The organism is Serratia sp. Ser99 (genome assembly GCF_024519545.1).
In the GTDB taxonomy this organism is placed as follows: Bacteria; Pseudomonadota; Gammaproteobacteria; order Enterobacterales; family Enterobacteriaceae; genus Serratia; species Serratia liquefaciens.
In genome coordinates this window covers 219,252-241,148 of sequence record NZ_JALJRT010000005.1, presented here as the reverse complement: position 1 = coordinate 241,148, position 21,897 = coordinate 219,252, and the positions used below count along the sequence as shown (strand labels likewise).

The following is a 21,897-nucleotide window of genomic DNA, read 5'->3' as shown; positions in this document are numbered from 1 at the left end:
GGCATGCAGAAGGCACGACCAAGGCTGCGGTGTCGGGCGGTAGCGTGGTTATTCGCGATGGGGCCAACCAGCAGCAAGATGTGAATGCGTTGAGCCGGGATACGGATAACGCTAATGGCAGTATCGGGCCGATCTTCGACAAGGAGAAAGAGCAGAACCGGCTGAAGCAGGCGCAGCTGATCGGCGAAATCGCCGGGCAGACGATGGATATTGTCCGCACCCAGGGTGATATCAATGGCTTGCAGAAGGCAAAGGACAAGCATCCGGGGCTGGATGCGACAGCGTTGCGTAAAACGCCGGAATATAAGGCCGAGATGCAGAAATACGGCACCGGCAGCGATATGCAACGGGCCGCGCAGGCGGTAACGGGCGCGCTGCAGGCGTTGGCGGGGAACAATCTGGCCGGCGCTTTGGCGAGCGGAGCGGCACCGTATCTGGCGAGAGAAATCAAGGCGCGGGTCGGTGAAAATAACGTGGCAGCGAACGCAATGGCGCATGCGTTACTGGGGGCGATAACTGCGCAACTGAACAACCAGTCTGCGGTAGCCGGTGCGGTGGGTGCGGGCGGTGGCGAGCTGGCTGCGCGGGTGATAGTTGAGATAAGGTTCCCGGGCCGTGACATAAGCAGTCTGACAGAAGGTGAGAAGCAGGAGATGAGTGCTTTGAGCCAGTTGGCCGCAGGGCTGGCAGGGGGGATAGCTTCAGACAGTACGGCAGGAGCAGTAGCGGCTTCGCAGGCCGGTAAGAATGCGGTAGAGAATAACTCGCTGAGTGATTTGATAGATGCAACATCGCAGGGTAAGACACCTCAGCAGGTCGCTGAAGATCGCGTTGAAGCAGAAAATAAACGCTATAAACAGCAGAACTGTGCCGGAATGAGTGCAGAAGCGTGCTCAGTGAAGATGTACACTCAGCGCCGGGATGAGCTGAAAGATATGGCCTCGTTCGGTGTAGATTTTGTGCCTGTGGTCGGGGATATCAAGAGTTTTGCAGAAGCGCAGAGCGCGATAGATTATCTGGCAGCTACAATAGGGCTTGTCCCAGGACTGGGAGATGTTGCAGGCAAAGCAATTAAAGGAGCGCAGCAGGCGCTGAAGAAAGGTGATGTTGCTGAAGCATCTAAGCTGATTAATAAAGCTAGTTCTGAAATATCAGCAAAAACTCCAACTGGTTCGAAAGGTAATCCGCTAAATGTAATTGATGGTTCGAATAAACCGACAATAATCAACAGTCGAGATTACTCCAGTCACTCACTGGATCGTATGCAACGTCAAGGCATTACGCCGACCTCAGTAGAAAATGCGATACGCCCAGAAAATGCTGTGGTAGGTAAAAGACCGGGTACAACGGCATATTACGATGGTAAGAATAATATAACGGTGATTACGGATACCAAAAGTGGAACTGTTGTTACTGTTGATTATGGGAAAATAAAGCAATGATTTTACTTTCTGATATGACATTGAGCGAATATGATCAACGCCAGCTTTCCTTGATGGGAGAAATGTTGGATTTATATTCATTGAACAAAATATCGCTTAAAAAGCTGATTGATAATTTAGAAGGTTTATTATTTTGTTTGCAATCTGTTGATGTGGAATGGAAAAATGAATTCCATGAACATTGGTTTGTTTTAGAACAGGTTTATGCGGTTGCTTTATTTAGAAATGAAAGTATTGACCCTGAAGATCCGGATATACAAGGATCTTTAAAACAATTAAGACATTTATTGAAAAATTAGCAATATTGAAATCCCGGCCAACTTGAACTGGCCGGGATCTTTGCTTCCTAAGCCCTCAAAACTTCCTCTTCCCTGTGTCGTAACCGGATCACACCGGGTGCGGCGGTGATCTTCAGAGGTTTCGGGTTGGTGATGCCGTACTCGGTGAGCCAGTTATGTCGATGATCAAATTGCCGTTCTAAAAGGCATGCAGAAGGCACGACCAAGGCTGCGGTGTCGGGCGGTAGCGTGGTTATTCGCGATGGGGCCAACCAGCAGCAAGATGTGAATGCGTTGAGCCGGGATACGGATAACGCCAATGGCAGTATCGGGCCGATCTTCGACAAGGAGAAAGAGCAGAACCGGCTGAAGCAGGCGCAGCTGATCGGCGAAATCGCCGGGCAGACGATGGATATTGTCCGCACCCAGGGTGATATCAATGGCTTGCAGAAGGCAAAGGACAAGCATCCGGGGCTGGATGCGACAGCGTTGCGTAAAACGCCGGAATATCAGGCCGAGATGCAGAAATACGGCACCAGCAGCGATATGCAACAGGCCGCGCAGGCGGTAACGGGCGTGCTGCAGGCGTTGGCGAGGAACAATCTGGCCGGCGCTTTGGCGAGCGGAGCGGCACCGTATCTGGCGAGAGAAATCAAGGCGCGGGTCGGTGAAAATAACGTGGCAGCGAACGCAATGGCGCATGCGTTATTGGGGGCGATAACTGCGCAACTGAACAACCAGTCTGCGGTAGCCGGTGCGGTGGGTGCGGGCGGTGGCGAGCTGGCCGCGCGGGTGATAACAGAGATAAGGTTCCCGGGCCGTGACATAAGCAGTCTGACAGAAGGTGAGAAGCAGGAGGTCAGTGCTTTGAGCCAACTGGCCGCAGGACTGGCCGGCGGGATAGCTTCAGACAGTACGGCAGGGGCGGTAACGGCTTCGCAGGCCGGTAAGAATGCGGTGGAGAATAACTTGCTGGGTGGCAATGAAGAGACCCAGACCAAGTTCGTGCAGGATCACGGCAAGAATATCGCGTCTTGCAGCACTGACCCAGGTTCAGCGTCCTGCCAGAAAGGGCTGGCGATGAACGATGCGCTGATGGTGGCGCTTCCGGCGGGTCTTGGTGGTGGTTTACTGACAGCGGCCACGCCTGAAATAGCAGCGGCAGCGAAAGCAGCGATACAGGCTTGTGCGGGTAATGTGGTGCTGTGCCTGAATAATGCCGGTATCCAGATGTCGGAAGCTATCGTACCGGGCGGTGTTGGGGCCGGTGGTGCGGTAGGTATCGGTAAGACAGCGGCAGAGGCAACGGCTGCGAAAGCTGAAGCTGTGGCGGCTAATGCTGCGAAGAATGTTGGAAACGGCAGCGCCATAAATTCGATTACAAATAGAGTAGAAACACAAGTTAGTGTTGATCAAAAGTTAGCTAACTATCTGTTGGATAAACAACATCCTATCGGAGGAAGCAAGGCGGAATGGTTCGATAGTGCTCTTGGTTTTAACAAAACAAACTTAAACGAGCTTGCGAAACAAATCGTTTTTGTCTCCAGTAAAGCTGTTAAAACAGCAGAAACGCAGTTCGGTACTAAATATGATCAGCTAATACCAATAACTGGTAAGAATGGTAGAACAATTAACGTTAAATTTGGTTGGATCGAGAATAATGATGGCGTGGTTAGGCTCGTAACAGCTATTCCAGCTAAGAAATAAATATTTTGGTATTTACTTTATGATTAAAGAATACGATGTTGTTAAAGCAAAAAAAGACTTGTCTGACACTGTACTCGAAGGATGTAGTGGGGCAGTTGTTATGATATATCAAGAACCTACTTTAGCTTATGAAGTAGAGTTCGTTGATAGTGAAGGCGATACATTAGATGTTTTGACTGTTTACCCTGACGACATTGAATCATCAAGGTAATAATATATTTTTAATAATACTCAAAAATCCCGGCCAACTGGCCGGGATTTTTACATCTATGCCCTAAAAACTTCGTCCTCCCGCCACAGCAACCGAATAACACCGGGTGCGGCGGTGAGCTCCAGTTGTTCGGCATCGGTAATGCCCGGCTCGTTAACCGTTCATTAAATCTTCACGTCCCCAATCCTCTCTAGAGCATCCACCACCAAACCCCAGAATTTATCCTGATCCAGCGTTACTGCTACCTGCGTATGGCAGTCGGGCGGTGGTGCTGTGCGGAAATCGGCTACCGTCATGCCCAGTGTCAGGGTGCCGGTGAGTTCGATATCTACCGGGACTTTTCGCACCGTCATCACATCGGGGGCAATAACGTAGGCCACCGCACAGGGATCGTGCACCGGCGGTGCACTGAACCCCTGCGCCTGCTGGTACATTTTGCCAAAGAACTCGAGCAATTCGCCGACAAACCTGGCTGGTCCGGTTTGGATGGCGGCAATGCGTGCACACACCTCTGGGGTGGCGAGCGCCTGATGGGTCAGATCCAGCCCGACCATGGTCAGCGGCCATTTCTCATTAAAAACGATGTGCGCGGCTTCCGGATCAATCTTGATATTGAATTCCGCTACCGCGCTCCAGTTCCCCACGTGGTAGCCACCCCCCATCAGCACCACTTCCTTCACCCGTTCGGCAATCCGTGGTTCTTTACGAACTGCCATGGCGATATTGGTCAGGCCGCCGGTGGGGACCAGCGTCACGCTGCCTGGCGGATGGGCCATGATGGTGTCGATAATCAAATCTACCGCGTGTCGCGTTTCCAGCGTCAGCGTTGGCTCAGGTAAAACCGGGCCGTCCAGGCCGGACTCGCCGTGAATATCGGGCGCAACCTCGATTTGCCGCACCAGCGGCCGTGTGCAGCCGGCGGCGAAGGGCACGCCGGTAATATTGGCGATACGTGCAACAGCCAGCGCGTTGCGGGTCACCTTATCCAGCGTTTGATTGCCCACCACGGTGGTGACGGCCAGCAGCTCGATCTGCGGATTGCCCCAGGCCAGCAGCATGGCGATAGCATCGTCATGCCCCGGATCGCAGTCCAGTATGATTTTTTTCATTTTTATTCCTGATGCAGGGAGAGGTCTCCGCAGCATAGCGCACCGGCAGCAGGCCAGGTAATGACAGATGATGCTTTTTGCTAGCCACATCAAAGCGTTGCTGATCTTAGGATGTAATTAAACGTAAATCCCTCTCGCAGCGCTTTACCCTGGAGTTTACTCCAGGGTTTACATTGAGTCCTGGCGTACAGCAAAGAGGTGAAGAGCGATGAGCATGTTGAAAAAGCTTTTGGGACAAGGTGGCTTTGGTGGTGGCCACTCACGTTCGCGGCACGGGGGCGGACACCATGGTAACCGTTATAACCAGCATGGCGATCAGGGCCCGCAGTGCCTGCAATGTCAGGCGCCTAACCGGCCCGGTGCCCGTTACTGCCACCGCTGCGGCCAACCTTTCGAAACGGAGTCAGCGTCCTGCCGCGGGTGTTCGGCGCCGCTGCCGCCGGGGAGCCGTTTCTGCCAGCAGTGTGGTACGGCGGTCAGCGGAGGGCAACCATGACCAAATCAGGATGGAGTCTGGTCGTCCTGTTGGCGGCCATGACGTTATGGACGCTGCTGGCCTGGGGAGCTTCTGGCGTGTTGGCCTGGCTACCGTCGTTGACGGGGCTGGCACAAAGGGGTTCTGCGGAGCTGGCGCCCCCGTTGGCGGGGTTGCTTAGCCTGGTGCCGCAGGCGCTGTTGGAAAGCTGGTTACCGTTGTTGCAGCAACTGGGGGATTGGCTGGCGAGTTATTTCCCGCAGTTGATCACCTGGGCTGGGTACCTTGTCTGGCTGGTTTGGGGGCTGGGCATGCTGGCCTTGCTGCTGCTTGGCGCGTTGGCACGCCGTATTTTGCTCAGCGATACTCCTGATAAACTTCCGCCACGCGCTTGAAGTAATCGCTCAGGTAGTTGATGCACACCTGCACCTTGAGCGGCAGCTTATCTTTCTCGGTGTACACCGCGTACACCGGGCGAGGATCCGCATGATAGCTTTTAAACAGGATCTCGATCTCACCACGTTTGATCTCTTCGATCACCCACATCAGCGGCGCATAGGCGATGCCGGCCCCGGCTTTCAGCCAGCGGATCATGGTCTGTGAATCATTGGTGATAAAACGTCCCTGCGGCGCAATACGCGTGCTTATGCCTTCGGGGGCGATCAGTTCGAATTCGCTATCCGGCCGCACGCTGTATTCCAGCCAGGAAAAGTTGACCATGTCGCTGGGCTTCTGCGGCGTACCGTGCTGGCTGAGATAGCTTTTGGCGGCGCAGACCACCATCGGCATGGATCCCAGACGTTTGGAGAACAGGCTGGAGTCTTGAAGCGCACCGGTACGGATCACCACGTCCAGCCCGTCAGCAATCAGGTCCGGCGCCGGAATACCGGTCACCAGGTTCACCGTCAGGCCAGGATATTCCTTCAACATATCGGCAGTCATGGTCGCCAGCACGTTTTGTGCCATGGTGGACGAGCTGCCAATGCGCAGCGTGCCGGTCGGCGTATTGTTAAACGCGTACAGCTGTTCGTGCACCTCGCTCACTTCCAACAACATGCGACGACAACCCTGGTAATAGATTTTTCCGGCTTCCGTCAGGCCAATGCTGCGGGTGCTGCGGTTAAGCAGTTTAACCTGTAGCTCATTCTCCAGTTTGGAGACGGTCTGGCTGATAGACGAAACGCTCATATCGAGTTGGCGTGCCGCCGCAGTAAATGACCCGCATTCAACCACTTTGGCGAATACCGACATCCGTTTTAATCGTTCCATTATTCACTCTGGCTTAAAAGTGATTTAGATCACAGATTGTTGATGAGTTGATAGTAAGCACGCTAATATAACGAGGTCGGGTGGAAAGACCTTATCAACGCGCGAGTGCGATCGGCGCCGACGTCGTGGCCGATCCCTCCGGTATCCTCGCATTCCCTATCGCGGATGTACGTTCCAGAGTTTACCTTTTTTTCAGGTTCGTGGCCTGGACAACCTGTCTGGGGCGGAATTTGTGGTGCGTGTCGGCTAAAATGTAAAGAGAATGTGAATGAAATATACCCTATAGCTTTCAAGTTGCAGCTAGGCGACCAGCTCGCTCACCCCAGGCGCTTACTTTAGTAAGTAACTGAGGTGAGCGAGTGCAGATAACAGCGCTGCAACTTGAAAGATGACGGGTATAAAGGGTTACGCCCGGTGCAGTGAGTAATAAGGAAAAATTGATGAGTTTGCTTCCGGTTATGGTCATTTTCGGACTGTCGTTCCCCCCGGTATTTTTTGAATTGCTGGTCTCGCTGGCGCTGTTTTTCTTGCTGCGCCGTCTGCTGCAGCCTACCGGGATCTACGATTTTGTCTGGCATCCAGCGCTGTTCAATACCGCGCTGTACTGCTGTTTGTTCTATCTGATTTCATGTCTTTTCGTTTGAGGTCGCTGTGAAAAATTTTTCAATAAAAATAACCCGAATCGCGATCACTCTGATTCTGGTCCTGCTGGGGATCGTCGCCGTATTCAAAGCCTGGGTGTTTTACACCGAGTCCCCCTGGACGCGTGATGCCAAGTTTACTGCCGACGTGGTGGCGATAGCGCCGGACGTTACCGGGCTGCTGACCGACGTGCCGCTGGTGGATAACCAGTTGGTCAAGAAAGGGCAGGTGCTGTTGGTGATCGACCAGCCGCGCTACCAGCAGGCTCTGGCGGAAGCTAACGCCGACGTGGCCTACTACCAGACCTTGGCAGCGGAAAAAAGAAGGGAGGCGGGTCGTCGTGTTCGCTTGGGCGTGCAGGCGATGTCGCAGGAAGAAATAGACCAGGCGAATAACGTTCTGCAAACCGTAGAACATCAGTTGGCGAAGGCTGTAGCGACGCGTGAACTGGCGAAGCTGGACCTGGAACGTACCACAGTGCGCGCACCGGCCGATGGCTGGATCACAAACCTGAACGTGCATGCCGGTGAGTACATTACCCGCGGTTCAGTTGCTGTGGCGCTGGTGAAGAAAAACAGTTTCTATATTTTGGCCTATCTGGAAGAAACCAAGCTGCATGGTCTGAACAAAGGCGATCGTGCGGAAATTACCCCGTTGGGCAGTAACCGTATCATGCATGGCACCGTCGACAGCGTGGCTGCTGCCGTCAATAACAGCAGCAGCACCGTGAACAGCAAAGGGCTGGCGTCGATCGACAGCAACCTGGAGTGGGTGCGCCTGGCACAGCGCGTGCCGGTGAAAATTCTGCTGGATGACAAAGACCAATTGCATCCGTACCCGGCAGGTACCACGGCTACCGTGGTGATCACCGGCAAGAACGATCGCGCTACCGACAGCGGCTCGCCTTTTGTGCGTTTGATGCATCGGCTGCGTGAGTTCGGTTAATGAATAACCCAACCTTTATCAGGCTGAGATTTGCCTTCAAGCTCAGTTTTGCCATTGTGTTTGCCCTGTTTGTCGGCTTCCACCTCAATCTGGAAACGCCACGCTGGTCGGCGATGACCGCCGCCATCGTGGCCGCCGGCCCGGCCTTTGCCGCCGGTGGCGAACCCTTCTCCGGCGCTATCCGCCACCGCGGCTGGCTGCGTATCATCGGTACCTTTATCGGGTGTTTCGTCGGCCTGGCGATTATCGTCACTACGGCGCGTGCGCCCGTTGTGATGCTGTTGTTGTGCTGTATCTGGGCCGGTTTTTGTACCTGGTTGTCCTCGCTGATTAAAGTCGAGAATTCTTACGCCTGGGGGTTGGCCGGTTATACCGCGCTGATCATTATCGTGACGGTCGCCACCAGCGAATCCCACCTGCTGGAAGCGCCGCAGTTCGCCATTGAGCGCTGCAGCGAGATCGTGCTGGGGATCGTCAGCGCAGTGCTGGCGGATCTGTTGTTCTCGCCGCGATCGATCAAGCAGGATATCGATCGCGCGGTGGATCAACTGTTGGTGGATCAGTACCGCTTGATGCAGATGTGCATCAGCGATGCCGAGAAAGAAGACATTGACCGCGCCTGGAGCAACCTGGTGAAAAGCACCACTGCGCTGAACGGCATGCGCAGCAATCTGATGATGGAGTCTTCACGCTGGCAAAAGGTGAACCGCCGTGTTCAGGCGTTGCATACGCTGTCGCTGACGCTGATTACCCAGGCCTGCGAGACGTATTTAATCCTGCTGAATCATCCGGATGCGGTGAAAGAGAATATTCGCGAACTGCTGATGGTGCCGGCGGATACCCCGCAGGAAATTCACAAGCGCATGAAGCTGTTGCGCCAGGTGCTGACCACCAACCGCACCGACGAAACCTTGCTGACCATCAGCAGTTGGGTCGGGGCGGCCACGCGTTATCTGTTATTGGCTAAAGGCGTGCACACCAACAGCAGCATCAGCGCGGTGGAAGAAAGTGTGCTGAGCAGTGAGGTGGTGATCAAACCGACGTCGGCGGAAGGCCATCACGCGATGATCAACGGTCTGCGTACCTTTGTGGCGACGACCTTCGGCAGCCTGTTGTGGCTGTGGACCGGTTGGACCTCCGGCAGCGGTTTTATGGTGATCATTGCGGTGATCACCTCGCTGGCGATGCGTACCCCCGCGCCGCGTATGGTCGCAATGGATTTTGTGCTGGGCATGCTGGCGGCAATCCCGGTCGGTTCGCTGTTCTTTATGGTGATCCTGCCGGCGACCCAGCAAAGCATTTTGCTGCTGTGCCTCAGCCTCGGGCTGCTGGCGTTTTTCATCGGTATCGAAGTGCAGAAAAGGCGGCTGGGTTCGCTCGGCTTGCTGGCGGGGACCATCAACATTTTGGTGTTGAGTAACCCGATGGAATTCAACGTCACTCAGTTTCTCGACGGTGCGCTTGGCCAGTTCCTCGGTAGCTGCGTGGGGTTGATGGTGCTGTTGCTGATCCGCGATAATTCACGTGAGCGCACCGGCCGCACGCTGCTGAACCAGTTTGTCAGCAGCGCAGTATCGGCACTGACCACCAAGGCGTCGCGCCGTCGGCAAAACCATCTGCCGGCGCTGTATCAGCAGCTTAACCAACTGCTGATGATGTTCCCGAACGACATCGCCAAATACCGGCTGGCGCTGAACCTGATCATTGCTCATCAGCGCATGCAGCGGGCGGAGATCCCGGTTAGCGAAGAACTTTCGGCGTTCCACAAGCAGATTCGCAACACTGCCGATCATGTGGTTTCGGCCAAGAACGACGTGAAGCGCGCTTACTATTACGATCGGCTGCTGGACGAAATGAATGACTATCAGCAAAAGCTGGTGGATTATCACGCACCGCTCAGCGTTACCGATCCGGTAAAACGCCTGGCCGGCATGCTGCATCGCTACCGCCACGCGTTGATCGACTGATACGCCAAACGCCCCTGCCGGGGCTATACTTGCCTGATAGAGGCCTGTTTCAGAGTTGCACTGAGTGCCAGACGCGCTGCACAATGGCATGATTAGCTTGAATGGGTGTTGCAGGTTGTGGGGCGTGGTTTCCCTGAAGTGAAAACGTTACATACCAGTCATCTCTGCTTCATCCTCTTCATCTATAAATCCAACTAGCATGGGTGCCGGTGCACCCTTGTCGGCCATAATTCAGGGACAGCAATGAATAAGCGGATCCTCGTGGCGGTAGTTATCGCCATTGTGATAGCCGGTTTTAGCGCACTGCGTGGTAACGATCGGGCGATTACCAACGTACCGGCGGTGGCCGAAGGCCAGAGTATTGACCAACTGACGCAGCAAAAAAGGGTGGTGAGCTACCTGCAGCAGCATCAGCGGCTGCCGGATTATTACATCACCAAAAAACAGGCGCGCGAGCAGGGATGGGATGCACGTAACGGCAACCTGTGTTCGGTGCTGCCGGGCAAGGCAATTGGTGGCGACCGTTTCTCAAACCGTGAAGGACAACTGCCTGCGGCCCGCAGCCGGGTATGGCGCGAGGCGGATATCAATTACCAATGCGGCCGGCGTGGTGCCGATCGCCTGCTGTATTCCAGTGATGGCCTGATTTTTGTCACGCGTGACCATTATAAAAACTTCATTCGGGTGGAGTGAGCTTGATGGCAAAAGTAGAGTTCGATTTTAATCAGATTAGCGATCTGCCGGCGTTTTACCGCATTTTTGCGCATAAGTTTGCACTGGATGAGGCTTTTGGTGCCAATCTTGACGCGCTGTGGGACGTGGTGACGGCGGATATCGGCCTGCCGGTCGAGATTGAGTTTACCCATCTCAACGCCCGCAGCAAACGTCGCTTTGGTGCGATTATCCTGTTGTTTGAAGAGGCGGAAGAAGAACTGGAAGGCAGCCTGCGTTTCAATATCCGTGAAAGCAGCGGTGAACCTGCACATCACCGGGGATGAATCGGGTTCATCCCGTGGTGACGGCGGCGATTATTCGGCGGTTTCGGCCAGATCGCGCAGGTATTGGAAAATTTGACGGTAAGCTTTCGGCGGCTTGTTAGCGGCTTTCTCTTTCTGTGCGTTACGCACCAGTGAGCGCAGCTGCTGGCGGTCGGCTTCCGGATACAGCGCCAGAATCGACGGGATCGCGTCATCACCTTCTTCCACCAGACGGTCACGCAGCGCTTCCAGCTTGTGGAACAGCGAAACCTGTTGGTTATGGCGGTTCTTCAGCTTGTCGAGTGCGGTTTGGATCGGCTCTACATCGCGGGCGCGCAGCATTTTGCCAATCAGCTGCAGCTGACGGCGGCGGCCTTCTTTCTTGATCTTCTGCGCCAGCTCAACTGCGGCGCGCAAATCTTCGTCCAGCGGGATGCGTTCCAGCGCGTTTTTACCTAGTTCGACCAGTTCGGTCCCCAGGTCTTTCAGGGCTTCGGCATCGCGTTTAATTTCACTTTTACTGACCCAGATAATCTCGTCATCGTCCTCGTCCGTGTTCTCCGGGACATCGTCGAGCCAGTCTTCAGGCTGTTTGTTCATGGTAGGCTCCGTTAAAAAGAGGCTAATCCTAACAGGTTGCCGGCTTTATGCGAAATTCCACGCGGTTCCTGTTAGACTCAAAAGTATAAATCACATGATTTTTGCGCGTGACTCCGCGCGCAACCACGCCGCCACGGCACTTTTCTCAACGATTTTCTGATTAAGTATGGCAGATTGATGAAAGTAGTCACTCAAGTTGCAGAACAGCGCAAGGCGCTGGAACAGGCCGTTTCACAGGCTTTGGAACTGGCGCGCGCCGGTTCTGATGCGGCAGAAGTTGCCGTGACCAAATCTACCGGTATCAGCGTCAGCACTCGCTTTGGCGAAGTGGAGAACGTTGAGTTCAACAGCGATGGCGCGTTGGGCATTACCGTCTATCACCAGCAACGCAAAGGCAGCGCTTCTTCCACCGATCTCAGCCCGGATGCCATTGCCCGCACCGTGCAGGCGGCGCTGGATATTGCCCGTTACACCTCGGTAGATCCGAACGCCGGCCCGGCGGAAAAGGACCTGTTGGCGTTTGATGCACCGGACTTGGATCTGTTCCACCCGGCAGAACTGGACGCCGAACGCGGTATCGAATTGGCTGCTCGCGCAGAGCAGGCTTCGCTGGCGGCTGACAAGCGCATCACTAATACCGAAGGCGGCAGTTTTAACAGCCACTACGGCATCAAGGTGTTCGGCAACAGTCATGGCATGCTGCAAAGCTACTGTTCCAGCCGGCACTCGCTGTCGAGCTGCGTGATTGCCGAGCAGGATGGCGATATGGAGCGCGACTACGCCTATACCATCGGCCGTGCGATGGGCGATCTGGAAAGCCCTGAATGGGTGGGCCAGGAATGTGCCCGCCGCACGCTGTCGCGTCTGGCACCGCGCAAGCTGTCTACCATGACCGCCCCGGTGCTGTTCGCTTCCGAAGTGGCGACCGGCCTGTTCGGGCATTTGGTTGGCGCCATCAGCGGCAGCAGCGTTTACCGTAAATCCACCTTCCTGTTGGATTCTTTGGGCAAGCAGATCCTGCCGGACTGGCTGACCATTGAAGAACACCCGCACCTGCTGAAAGGCCTGGCTTCCACGCCGTTCGACAGCGAAGGTGTACGCACCCAACGGCGCGACATCGTTAAAGATGGCGTACTGCAAACCTGGCTGCTGACCAGCTATGCAGCCCGCAAGCTCGGTATGCACAGCACCGGACACGCAGGCGGTATTCACAACTGGCGCATTGCCGGGCAGGGTAATGACTTTGCCGGCATGCTGAAGCAACTGGGCACGGGCCTGGTGGTGACCGAACTGATGGGCCAGGGCGTTAGCGGTATCACCGGTGACTACTCGCGTGGCGCCGCCGGTTTCTGGGTGGAAAACGGCGAGATCCAGTATCCGGTCAGCGAGATCACCATCGCCGGCAACCTCAAGGATATGCTGCGCAATATTGTCAGCGTGGGCAGCGACATCGAAACCCGCAGCAATATTCAGTGCGGCTCCGTTTTACTGCCGGACATGAAAATCGCCGGTCAATAATGTTCGCCACGGCTGGCCGCTCCCGTTGCCAGCCGTTTCCCCTTCCTCTGTTTTAACCTTGCTTACAAATCTCCGGTTTCGGTTTTCTGCTCCCTTGCCTATGTTTAGGCTGTGCTGCGTCATGGCGTGGTCAATGGCGGCGCACGGCCCTAAAAGGGGACCACTAAAACAATAACTGGAAGGTGAGCAAGCATGTCGAACAAACTGAAAGCGCTGATGGCGCTGGCGCTGCTGGGCGCCAGTTCACTGGCGGTCGCGGCCGATCTGGCCGACGATATGGATACCATCGCAGGCAATTACAAAACGGTGCTGAGCACTGACTCCACGGATACCTTGAAGCAAAGTTTGCAGAACATGCGCGCCGCCGCAGTGGATGCAAAGCAAAGCACGCCGCCCAAGCTGGAGGACAAAGCGCCCGATAGCCCGGAGATAAAAGATTTCCACCACGGGCTGGACACGCTGATCGGTCAGATCGACCAATCGCTGGCGCTGGCCAATCAAGGCAAGCTGGCCGAAGCCAAGCAGGTCGCGCAGGGCTTCAAACAAACCCGCGACGCTAACCACAAGAAGTTCCGCTAACCCCTTTCGCGCCGTTCTGAAGCCAGATAGCACGACGGCGCTTGCCCCAGCACGCGGCGAAACATGGTGGCAAACGCCGCGCTGCTTTCATACCCTAGTTCCAGAGCCACCTGCGTCACGCTGCTGCCTTCGGCCAATTGGGCCAGCGCCAACACCACGCAGGCACGCTGACGCCATTGTGAGAAGGACATTCCTGTCTGAGCGCGAAACAGGCGGCTGAAACTGCGGATGCTCATATACAGCCGCGCAGCCCATGCCTGAGGTGAATCGTGCGCATCAGGGTGTTGCAGGAATTGCTGGCAGAGTTCACTCAGTCGCCGGTCCGTCGGCAGGGGGATATGCAGCGGCAGAGGCGGTAGATTGGCCAGCTCATGCAGCAGCAGGCTAACCAGCGCGCCATCCCGGCCTTGCCCATCATAATCCAGTGGCATATCGACGGCGGCCATCAACAGTTGGCGCATCAGCGGCGTTACGCTGACCACCTGGCAATCCTGTGGTGGATCAACCAACAACGCGGCCGGTTCAATGTACAGGCTGCGGGTCGTGACGCCGACCATTCTTACTTCATGCGCCATCTGTGGGGGCAGCCACACCGCATGCTGAGGCGGCACAATCCAGTTCCCCTGACGGGTGAACACGTGCATTACCCCGGTGGCGCCGTAAAGCAATTGAGCGCGCCGATGCTGGTGCATAGGCAGCAGGTAACCCCTTGGGTAGTCGGTGCCAATAGCAATCACGGGCCTTTGCACCGAGTCGAGATCGTCAATATGTCGATTGCGCATAAAGCCTTTCGCTGAACAGTTGGCCGAAACGCAATGATAGTTGGCCTTTGATATGAAGCAAGCCAAAATCCGGTGTTTTATGCTGCCGCTCGACATCTTTACTCAGGAGTGCCTGCGGCTATGGTGGATATTATTTTCGTGCTGTTGACCGGCGTTGTTACCGGTATGACGACCATCGTGTTCGGTTTTGGCGGTGGTTTTGTGGTGGTGCCACTGGTTTACCATCTGGTGATCGCCTCGGGGGAACAGCCTGGTCAGGCGATGCATATCGCAGTGGCCACCTCGACGGCGGTGATGATTTTCACGGCAGGTTACGCCACTTTTGCCCAGTGGCGCAGTGGCAACCTGCTGCGTGAAACTCTGGTTCCGCTCATTTTTTATATCGGGATGGGGGCGGTGCTGGGGGCTTTTGCATCCAGCCTGTTGGCGGACGGCACGGTGCGCTTGTTGTTTGTGATTTACATCCTGGTGACGATTGCGGATTGTCTGTTCAGGCCGGGGTTTTTGGTTAAGCCGGTACGCGCTGCACTTTCACCATCGACTCTGTTGATCGGCGGCCCGCTGATTGGTGTCATCGCGACCCTGCTCGGCGTAGGGGGGAGCGTGATGACGGTGCCTCTGTTGCGTCGCCATGGGTTCGAGATGCGGCATTGCGTCAGTTCGGCCAATGCGTTGTCGATCCCTGTCGCCGTCGTGGGGGCATTGATGTACGTCGGTTTGGGATGGAGGGAAATGACAGGGCCGCACTATCTGGGTTACGTCAATCTGGCCCTGCTCGGGCAGTTGGTGACGAGCGGTGTCGTGGGGACGGTGGTTGCCAGGAAGTGGCTGCCGAAGGTCAATGATCGGCTGCATGCCAGAATTTACGTGCTGTTGCTGATCCTGGTTTTGATCGCCATCGGTGTGTAAGAGACAGAAAGGGCGGCTGGTCACCGCCCTGAAAACCGCTTAGCGGTGGTATTCACCCGCCGCTTCCGGCTGGTACAACAGTTCCAGCACTTCGATACGCGCTTCTTCACCGTTCGGCAACTGCCAGGTAATCTGGTTGCCGATGTGCATGCCCAGCAGCGCTGCGCCCAGCGGCGCCATCACCGACAGCTGTTCGTGGCTATCCTTCAGCGAAGCCGGGTAAACCAGCGTACGCACGTGTTCTTCTGCCGTATGCAGATCGCGGAAACGTACGCGGCTGTTCATGGTCACTACGTTGGCCGGGATCTGGGACGGCGGCAGAATTTCGGCGCGATCCAACTCGATGTTCAGCGCAGCCGCGACATCGGTGTTGGCAAAGGCCGGTTGTTCCAATAGCGCATCCAGGCGTTCCGCATCCAGCTCATTAATAGTAATGGTTGGCTTGGTCATTCCACTCTCCAGTCAAATCAAAAGGCGTCGGGTAACGCGCCCATAAATTCGGAAAAACAGCACAAAAGCAAAACCCCCGCGCCAGAGGTACGGGGGTGTTGTTGATGTCGAATTGTCTTACCGATAGTAGGCGGTTAAGCCGGGAAAAGAAAGAGATCCCGATCACGAAGCTTTTCACCTCCCTTGGCTCAACTGGAAACCTTTTGTGGCGATATCTTTTTGTAATCTAATTGAATTATCTGGCAGATGCTTATTTTGCGAAATGGATCCCTGACGGTCATTGAATTTCCACTTTCAACTGGAAAAAAACAGAGTACACAGAATATCTCCCCGGGGTTAGGGTAAAGGCATCAGAGAAGGCGGCTTATTCAGGTGATGTGCTGTGCGACTTACGGAATCATGTTTGGATCTAGGGGAACTGAAAAGTGAATGATGGATCTGCTGCGAGAGAAAATAGTGAACAACCTGACGTCAGCACGGCCGGGGCGATAACCGAACGGGTGCTGGCTGATATTACCGCCATGCTAAACGCCGAAGATATTTATACCAATGCGGTGCAGCAACAGATGCTGGAGTCGCATATTCGCGCCATGGTGTTGCGCTCAATAACCGGCGAGCCATTACCGGAAGTCGATAAATCACTGTTTGACGAGATTTCGGCGGAATCCATGCAAATGGCGGAGCGGATAGTCGACCAATTCACCACTCTTCCGATTGAAGAGGCTTATTTGCTTTCCGTACATTTTGAAGTGGCAAAAGATAATAACCAATAGCATTTACCGAATTAAATTAATCAGGAGAAAATACCATGGGTCAGATTACCGTAGTGATTGGCGATCGTTTGGGTAAAGGTCAGAAAGTGGGTCAGGGTATTGAAAACGCAGGCGGAAAAGCCATCGTGATCCCCGGTGTGGCGGCCGACATGAAGCTGGGTGACGTGATGAAAGCGGAAGGCGCGCAACTGGGCATTTCTTTCTGCGGCAGCGGCGGTGCCGGGGCCATTACCGCCCAGACTAAATACGGCTACAAAGCCAAATACGGCATGCGTTCTATTGATGAGGGCGTGACGGCAATAAACGAAGGCTGCACCGTATTGGGTTTTGGTTTTATGGATAAAGAAGAGCTGGGTCAAAGACTGGTTGAAGCCTACGTCAAAAAACACGGCAACCCGTAATGAAAGAACAATATACAACGTCGGTAAAGGTGGAGGGTAAGGGCGACAGCAAAGCGAAAGCTTTTGCTTCCGCCTTGGCCAATGTGCAGGGCGCGGTATTAAAATCCACCGGTAATATTCTGCTGCGTATTGAACCGCAGGATGTCAGCGTATTAAAAGCAGAAGAGAAAATAACAAAAGAAAAGTTTCTGTTTTTCTTTCTGCCGCGCGAAAGAAAAAGCTACTTCGTGGCTCTGGAAATAACCGTGAACGTGACAATGATCAATACAGAAGAAGTTGTCTTCGTCGCGAAATAAAAACGTTAGCATAAATCAAAGGGTATACTGATGTTTTTAATCATCTTATTTAAGTCGCTTATTATCGGCGGACTGGTGGGGGTTGGCGTAGGGGCCGGCGCCGCACGTATGTTCCATGCTCCGACGACACAGGGCATGGGGGCTTTCCGCACCTTGGGCGAGTTGAACTCCTGCGAGGGTGACCCGGCTTCCCACTTCTCATTCGGTCTGGGCTTCTTCTTCAACGCCTGGGCGTCTTCCGTGGCAGCAGGGGCCTTCACGCAGGACGTTGACCACCGCATTATTCCACACTGGGGCGCTGCTGCGTTGATGGTCAAAAACCGCAACCTGGCGCAAACGCTGCACGATCCGAAAAAAATGGCTATCGCCTGCGGCATCATCGGCATGCTGGTTGTGGCCTTCCTGAATACCACCGCTTCCGCCGTGCCTGCCGCATTGCAGGTGACGGCGATCAAGGTGCTGGTGCCGGCAGCAAACCTGCTGGTGAATACCGTGATGCCGGTGATCTTCTGGCTGGCGGCGATCGACGCCGGACGCCGTTCCGGCTTCTGGGGCACCATCTTCGGCGGCCTGGCGCAGCTGATTATGGGCAACGCCGTACCGGGGCTGGTGCTGGGCATCCTGATCGGTAAAGGCGTGGAAGAGAGCGGCTGGAACAAAATCACCAAGATCATGATGGCGGTGATCGTGCTGCTGTTCGTGCTGAGCGGGTTCTTCCGCGGCTTCGACATGAAAGTCCTCGAGTCCTTCAGCCTTGGCGTGCCGGGTTGGTTGGACGCCATTCACAACACCCTGAGCGGTAAATAAGGAGCTGGATAATGGAAGAACAAACCCAAAAAGGCTTCTGGTATGCCGACTGGTCATTCCCGATTTTTGTCGGTCTGCTTTCCTCAGGCGTGTTCGCCGGAACGCATATGTACTACCTGTACGGCATCGGCGCGTTTAACGAAGTGGCCTTTGTTTCCATGCTGCGTGCGGGAATGGACACTGGCGTTTACGGTGCCGTGGCGGCCTTCGGGGCCAGCTTCCTGTTTGCCCGCATCATTGAAGGTTCGCTGGTGGGGATCCTGGACATCGGCGGTGCGATCCAGACCGGCGTGGGGCTGGGGGTTCCGGCGCTGCTGCTGGGGGCGGGGATCATTTTCCCGGTCGCTAACTTTGCCGCCTCGCTGGTGACCGGCCTGGTGATTGGCCTGGCGATTGGCTACCTGATCATTTTGGCGCGTAAATTTACCATCAATCAGAGCAACTCCACCTACGGGGCGGACGTGATGATGGGCGCCGGTAACTCCTCGGGGCGTTTCCTGGGGCCGTTGATCATCTTGTCGGCGATGACCGCTTCCATTCCGATCGGTATCGGCTCGCTGCTTGGCGCCTTGCTGTTCTATATCTGGAATAAGCCGATCACCGGTGGGGCGATCCTCGGTGCGATGCTGTTAGGGGCCATTTTCCCGGTAGCTATCGCCTAATCACGAACGTGATTGCTGGGGGCGGTACGCGGTGCCGTCCCCAGGCTGTAAAAGGAGTAATGCGGTATGTATGACTTAGTAATCACAGGCGCCAGACTGGCGGATGATCGGCTGGTGGATCTGGCGGTCAAAGACGGCAAGATTGCCGAAGTGGGTCAATTGGCCGACGACGTCCACGCCCATCGAAGACTGGATCTGGCGGGTAACTGCCGCCTGAGCGCCGGCTGGATCGACTCCCACGTGCACTGCTACCCCTCTTCGCCGATTTACCATGACCAACCGGACTTGGTCGGGACGGCCTGTGGCGTCACCACGGTGGTGGATGCCGGCAGCACCGGCACCGACGATGTGGATGCGTTTTATACGCTGACGCGCAGCAGCAAAACCAACGTTTTCGCCTTCCTGAACATTTCGCGCATCGGCCTGCTGCGTCAGAACGAACTGGCTGATTTGGCAGACATCGACAAACAGAAAGTCAGCCGGGCGATCGACAAACATGCCGGTTTTGTCATCGGCATCAAGGCGCGCATGAGCAGCAGCGTCGTTGGCCAGAACGGCATCCGGCCGCTGGTGCTGGCCAAAGAGATCCAGCAAGAAAATAACCTGTTGCCGTTGATGGTTCATATCGGCAATAACCCGCCAGACCTGGATGAAATAGCCGATCTGCTAACCCGTGGCGACATTATCACTCACTGCTACAACGGCAAACCGAATCGCATTCTGACGCCGGCGGGCACGTTGCGTGAGTCTATCCAGCGCGCGCTAAAGCGCGGCGTCCTGCTGGATGTTGGCCACGGCACCGCCAGCTTCAGCTTCGAGGTGGCGCGCCAGGCGATAGCGCTTGGCATTTTGCCGCATACCATCAGCTCCGATATCTACTGCCGCAACCGGATGGCCGGGCCGGTACACAGCCTGGCGACGGTGATGTCCAAATTCTTCAGCGTTGGGCTATCGCTGCCGCAGGTGATTGCCTGCGTTACGGAAAATGCCGCCTCGGCGCTGCATCTTTCCCATAAGGGGCGACTAGAACCGGGCTGCGATGCCGATTTCACGCTGTTCGAGCTCCGTCAGGGGCCACAGGTGTTCGCCGATTCAGAAGGGCAGTCGGCCGAGGGTCAACAATTGCTGGTTCCGCTGGCCGCCGTGGTGGCCGGGGAAATCCTATTAACCGATGAAGGGAAAGCCGCTCATGTCTTCGATTTATGAAAAATATAATTTAAAACAGGTCATCAACACTTCAGGTCGCATGACTGCACTCGGCGTGTCTACGCCGCGCCAGGACGTCATTGATGCCGTGGATTACGGCATGAACCACTACTTCGAAATCAAGGATCTGGTCGACAAAACCGGCGCCTACATCGCCAATTTGCTGAATGTCGAAAGCGCGGTGGTGGTTTCCTGCGCCTCGGCGGGCATTGCCCAGTCAGTGGCGGCGCTGATCGTCAAAGACAACGCCAACCTGTTGGTGAACCTGCACTCCGCGCCTATTACCGTTCCGCGCGAAATCGTGTTGCCGCGCGGTCATAACGTCAACTTTGGTGCGCCGGTCGATACCATGGTGGCGCTGGGTGGCGGTAAGGTGGTTGAAGCCGGTTACGCCAACGAGTGTTCCGCCGAGCAGCTCGAGGCCTGCATTACGCCGCAAACGGCGGCGATCCTCTATATCAAGTCACACCACTGCGTGCAGAAAAGCATTCTTTCCGTTGAGCAGGCGGTGGTGGTGGCGCGCAAACATAACCTGCCGCTGATCGTCGATGCCGCGGCGGAAGAAGATCTGCTGTGCTACTACCAGATGGGAGCCGACCTGGTGGTTTACAGCGGCGCCAAGGCCATCGAAGGCCCGACCAGCGGTCTGGTGATTGGCAAGAAACAGTACGTCGAATGGGTGAAGCTGCAAACCGGCGGTATCGGCCGGGCGATGAAGGTCGGCAAAGAGGGCATCCTCGGCCTGACGCAGGCGATAGAAAGCTACCTGCGGCTGGAGAAAACCACCGGGCAGCAGATGGTTGAAAGAATGACGCCGTTTATCGACAGTCTGAATACCCTGACGGGTATCAGTGCCAAAACCGTCTGGGACAGCGCCGGGCGTGATATCGCACGGGCAGAAATCACGTTCGACGAAGCGGTGCTGGGATGGTCGACCTACGACATTGTGCAGGCGCTGAAAACCGGCGAGATCGCTATCTACTTCCGTGGCTATAAAGCTAACGAAGGCAAGATTGAAGTGGACGTGCGCAGCGTTGATCAGCAACAGCTGATGACCGTTTTCACCTGTATTAAAAATCTGTTCACGGAGAAACAAGCATGAAGCTGCAACCTAACTACTATCGCGATCGCGTGTGCCTCAACGTGTTGGCCGGTTCGAAAGACAACGCGCAGGAGATTTATGCGGCGGCAGAAGGGCATGTGCTGGTAGGGGTGCTTTCCAAGAACTACCCGGACGTCGACAGTGCAGTTGCGGACATGCAGCGTTATGCGCGTCTGATAGAAAATGCGCTGTCGGTAGGGTTGGGCGCAGGCGATCCTAAACAATCGGCGATGGTCAGCCTGATTTCCCAGCGGGTACAGCCGCAGCACGTCAATCAGGTGTTTACCGGCGTGGGCGCGAGCCGTGCGCTGCTGGGGCAGAATGACAGCGTGGTGAACGGTCTGGTGTCGCCAACCGGCCGCGTTGGCTGGGTAAAAATTTCGACGGGGCCGCTGAGCGCTGCCGCGCCGGACGGCATTGTGCCGGTGGAAACCGCCATCGCCTTGTTGAAAGACATGGGCGGTAGCTCAATCAAATATTTCCCGATGGGCGGACTGGCATGCAGAGAGGAGTACGAGTATGTCGCCAAAGCCTGTGCCGAGCATGACTTTATGCTGGAACCGACCGGCGGTATCGATCTGGAAAACTTCGAGCCGATCGTTGAGATCGCATTGGCTGCCGGCGTGAAGCGTGTGATCCCGCACATCTATAGCTCAATCATCGACTCCAGCACCGGTAACACCCGCCCACAGGACGTAAAAGCCCTGCTGGCGACCACCAAAAAGCTGGTGGGTTAAAGCGCATTATCGGATGACGTAAGGCAGGGAGGCGCAGGCTCTGTATCCCCAGG

27 protein-coding genes are annotated in these 21,897 nt (G+C 55.5%); 22 read left to right on the top strand and 5 right to left on the bottom strand.

Features of this window, described 5'->3' with window-relative positions; genetic code table 11:
- From NR114_RS12855 to NR114_RS12840, 4 genes are all read left to right on the top strand, one after another.
- Positions 1-1,442: VENN motif pre-toxin domain-containing protein (locus NR114_RS12855; protein WP_306217658.1), on the top strand; the 1,442-nt coding region annotated here is incomplete at its 5' end.
- Positions 1,439-1,741, top strand: coding sequence for a hypothetical protein (locus NR114_RS12850; protein WP_129941629.1), 303 nt, complete (start codon positions 1,439-1,441; stop codon positions 1,739-1,741). The genes NR114_RS12855 and NR114_RS12850, both read left to right, overlap by 4 nt.
- A 228-nt stretch (positions 1,742-1,969) precedes the next feature.
- On the top strand, positions 1,970-3,427 hold the full coding sequence (locus tag NR114_RS12845) for a VENN motif pre-toxin domain-containing protein (protein WP_256814152.1): 1,458 nt from the start codon (positions 1,970-1,972) through the stop codon (positions 3,425-3,427).
- Between the two features lie 19 nt (positions 3,428-3,446).
- Entirely contained in the window at positions 3,447-3,638 is a 192-nt protein-coding gene (locus tag NR114_RS12840; RefSeq protein ID WP_071888886.1) for a DUF4926 domain-containing protein, read from the top strand.
- A gap of 164 nt (positions 3,639-3,802) precedes the next feature.
- Here NR114_RS12840 and NR114_RS12835 read toward each other — a convergent pair whose 3' ends face one another.
- A complete protein-coding gene (locus NR114_RS12835; protein ID WP_048759909.1) occupies positions 3,803-4,747 on the bottom strand; it encodes a nucleoside hydrolase in 945 nt (314 codons plus the stop codon).
- A 208-nt stretch (positions 4,748-4,955) separates the two neighbouring features.
- Here NR114_RS12835 and NR114_RS12830 point away from each other — a divergent pair, with 208 nt between their 5' ends.
- Together NR114_RS12830 and NR114_RS12825 are read left to right on the top strand one after the other, a co-directional pair.
- Positions 4,956-5,243: a zinc ribbon domain-containing protein gene (locus NR114_RS12830; RefSeq protein ID WP_071844532.1), complete on the top strand. Its 288-nt coding sequence runs from the start codon at positions 4,956-4,958 to the stop codon at positions 5,241-5,243.
- On the top strand, positions 5,240-5,617 hold the full coding sequence (locus NR114_RS12825; protein WP_020831909.1) for a hypothetical protein: 378 nt from the start codon (positions 5,240-5,242) through the stop codon (positions 5,615-5,617). The genes NR114_RS12830 and NR114_RS12825 overlap by 4 nt, the downstream gene beginning before the upstream one ends.
- Here NR114_RS12825 and aaeR read toward each other — a convergent pair.
- Entirely contained in the window at positions 5,580-6,491 is a 912-nt protein-coding gene (gene aaeR, locus NR114_RS12820; protein ID WP_041415021.1) for an HTH-type transcriptional activator AaeR, read from the bottom strand. The two genes, NR114_RS12825 and aaeR, sit on opposite strands and share 38 nt — an antisense overlap.
- 440 nt (positions 6,492-6,931) lie before the next feature.
- Between aaeR and aaeX the strand changes: the two genes are divergently transcribed.
- The 5 genes from aaeX to NR114_RS12795 all read left to right on the top strand — a co-directional run bounded on the left by aaeX (position 6,932) and on the right by NR114_RS12795 (position 11,043).
- Entirely contained in the window at positions 6,932-7,135 is a 204-nt protein-coding gene (gene aaeX, locus NR114_RS12815) for a p-hydroxybenzoic acid efflux pump operon protein AaeX (protein WP_004936952.1), read from the top strand.
- A 7-nt stretch (positions 7,136-7,142) separates the two neighbouring features.
- On the top strand, positions 7,143-8,078 hold the full coding sequence (aaeA, locus tag NR114_RS12810; protein ID WP_020831905.1) for a p-hydroxybenzoic acid efflux pump subunit AaeA: 936 nt from the start codon (positions 7,143-7,145) through the stop codon (positions 8,076-8,078).
- Positions 8,078-10,045 (top strand): p-hydroxybenzoic acid efflux pump subunit AaeB, encoded by a 1,968-nt coding sequence (gene aaeB / locus NR114_RS12805; RefSeq protein ID WP_020831904.1) that lies wholly within the window; start codon positions 8,078-8,080, stop codon positions 10,043-10,045. Before aaeA ends, aaeB begins: the two co-directional genes overlap by 1 nt.
- A 243-nt stretch (positions 10,046-10,288) precedes the next feature.
- The gene (locus NR114_RS12800) at positions 10,289-10,738 is read left to right on the top strand and encodes a ribonuclease (RefSeq protein WP_020831903.1); all 450 of its coding nucleotides are present in this window, start codon (positions 10,289-10,291) and stop codon (positions 10,736-10,738) included.
- A gap of 5 nt (positions 10,739-10,743) precedes the next feature.
- A complete protein-coding gene (locus NR114_RS12795; protein WP_234530546.1) occupies positions 10,744-11,043 on the top strand; it encodes a barstar family protein in 300 nt (99 codons plus the stop codon).
- Positions 11,044-11,073: 30 nt separating this feature from the next.
- On the opposite strand, the gene yjgA is transcribed toward NR114_RS12795, so the two are convergent.
- The gene (yjgA, locus tag NR114_RS12790) at positions 11,074-11,622 is read right to left on the bottom strand and encodes a ribosome biogenesis factor YjgA (RefSeq protein ID WP_020831901.1); all 549 of its coding nucleotides are present in this window, start codon (positions 11,620-11,622) and stop codon (positions 11,074-11,076) included.
- 177 nt (positions 11,623-11,799) lie between these two features.
- Between yjgA and pmbA the strand changes: the two genes are divergently transcribed.
- Together pmbA and cybC are read left to right on the top strand one after the other, a co-directional pair.
- Positions 11,800-13,140 (top strand): metalloprotease PmbA, encoded by a 1,341-nt coding sequence (gene pmbA, locus NR114_RS12785; RefSeq protein ID WP_020831900.1) that lies wholly within the window; start codon positions 11,800-11,802, stop codon positions 13,138-13,140.
- Positions 13,141-13,332: 192 nt separating this feature from the next.
- A complete protein-coding gene (gene cybC, locus NR114_RS12780; protein WP_020831899.1) occupies positions 13,333-13,719 on the top strand; it encodes a cytochrome b562 in 387 nt (128 codons plus the stop codon).
- Here cybC and NR114_RS12775 read toward each other — a convergent pair.
- On the bottom strand, positions 13,716-14,501 hold the full coding sequence (locus NR114_RS12775; protein WP_256814148.1) for a helix-turn-helix domain-containing protein: 786 nt from the start codon (positions 14,499-14,501) through the stop codon (positions 13,716-13,718). The two genes, cybC and NR114_RS12775, sit on opposite strands and share 4 nt — an antisense overlap.
- Positions 14,502-14,621: 120 nt before the next feature.
- On the opposite strand from NR114_RS12775, the gene NR114_RS12770 reads away from it, so the two are divergent.
- Positions 14,622-15,410 (top strand): sulfite exporter TauE/SafE family protein, encoded by a 789-nt coding sequence (locus NR114_RS12770; RefSeq protein WP_046372548.1) that lies wholly within the window; start codon positions 14,622-14,624, stop codon positions 15,408-15,410.
- 39 nt (positions 15,411-15,449) lie between these two features.
- Here NR114_RS12770 and rnk read toward each other — a convergent pair whose 3' ends face one another.
- Positions 15,450-15,860 carry a nucleoside diphosphate kinase regulator gene (gene rnk / locus NR114_RS12765; protein ID WP_020831894.1) on the bottom strand — a complete coding sequence of 137 codons (411 nt, stop codon included), beginning with the start codon at positions 15,858-15,860 and terminating at the stop codon, positions 15,450-15,452.
- A 425-nt stretch (positions 15,861-16,285) separates the two neighbouring features.
- On the opposite strand from rnk, the gene NR114_RS12760 reads away from it, so the two are divergent.
- From NR114_RS12760 to NR114_RS12725, 8 genes are all read left to right on the top strand, one after another.
- A complete protein-coding gene (locus NR114_RS12760) occupies positions 16,286-16,633 on the top strand; it encodes a glycine dehydrogenase (protein ID WP_129984020.1) in 348 nt (115 codons plus the stop codon).
- Between the two features lie 35 nt (positions 16,634-16,668).
- The gene (locus NR114_RS12755) at positions 16,669-17,034 is read left to right on the top strand and encodes a glycine-rich SFCGS family protein (RefSeq protein WP_012147075.1); all 366 of its coding nucleotides are present in this window, start codon (positions 16,669-16,671) and stop codon (positions 17,032-17,034) included.
- Positions 17,034-17,330, top strand: a complete 297-nt coding sequence (locus tag NR114_RS12750; protein ID WP_129984019.1) for a DUF4312 family protein — start codon at positions 17,034-17,036, stop codon at positions 17,328-17,330. The genes NR114_RS12755 and NR114_RS12750 overlap by 1 nt, the downstream gene beginning before the upstream one ends.
- A 30-nt stretch (positions 17,331-17,360) precedes the next feature.
- Positions 17,361-18,137, top strand: coding sequence for a DUF4311 domain-containing protein (locus NR114_RS12745; protein ID WP_012147073.1), 777 nt, complete (start codon positions 17,361-17,363; stop codon positions 18,135-18,137).
- Positions 18,138-18,148: 11 nt separating this feature from the next.
- Positions 18,149-18,799 (top strand): DUF4310 family protein, encoded by a 651-nt coding sequence (locus tag NR114_RS12740; RefSeq protein WP_017894152.1) that lies wholly within the window; start codon positions 18,149-18,151, stop codon positions 18,797-18,799.
- Between the two features lie 66 nt (positions 18,800-18,865).
- Positions 18,866-20,005, top strand: coding sequence for an amidohydrolase/deacetylase family metallohydrolase (locus NR114_RS12735; RefSeq protein WP_020831888.1), 1,140 nt, complete (start codon positions 18,866-18,868; stop codon positions 20,003-20,005).
- Complete coding sequence (locus NR114_RS12730; RefSeq protein WP_020831886.1) at positions 19,989-21,107, top strand: DgaE family pyridoxal phosphate-dependent ammonia lyase; 1,119 nt, start codon at positions 19,989-19,991, stop codon at positions 21,105-21,107. The genes NR114_RS12735 and NR114_RS12730 overlap by 17 nt, the downstream gene beginning before the upstream one ends.
- Entirely contained in the window at positions 21,104-21,844 is a 741-nt protein-coding gene (locus NR114_RS12725; protein ID WP_044553680.1) for a KDGP aldolase family protein, read from the top strand. The genes NR114_RS12730 and NR114_RS12725 overlap by 4 nt, the downstream gene beginning before the upstream one ends.
- Positions 21,845-21,897 lie beyond the last annotated feature (53 nt).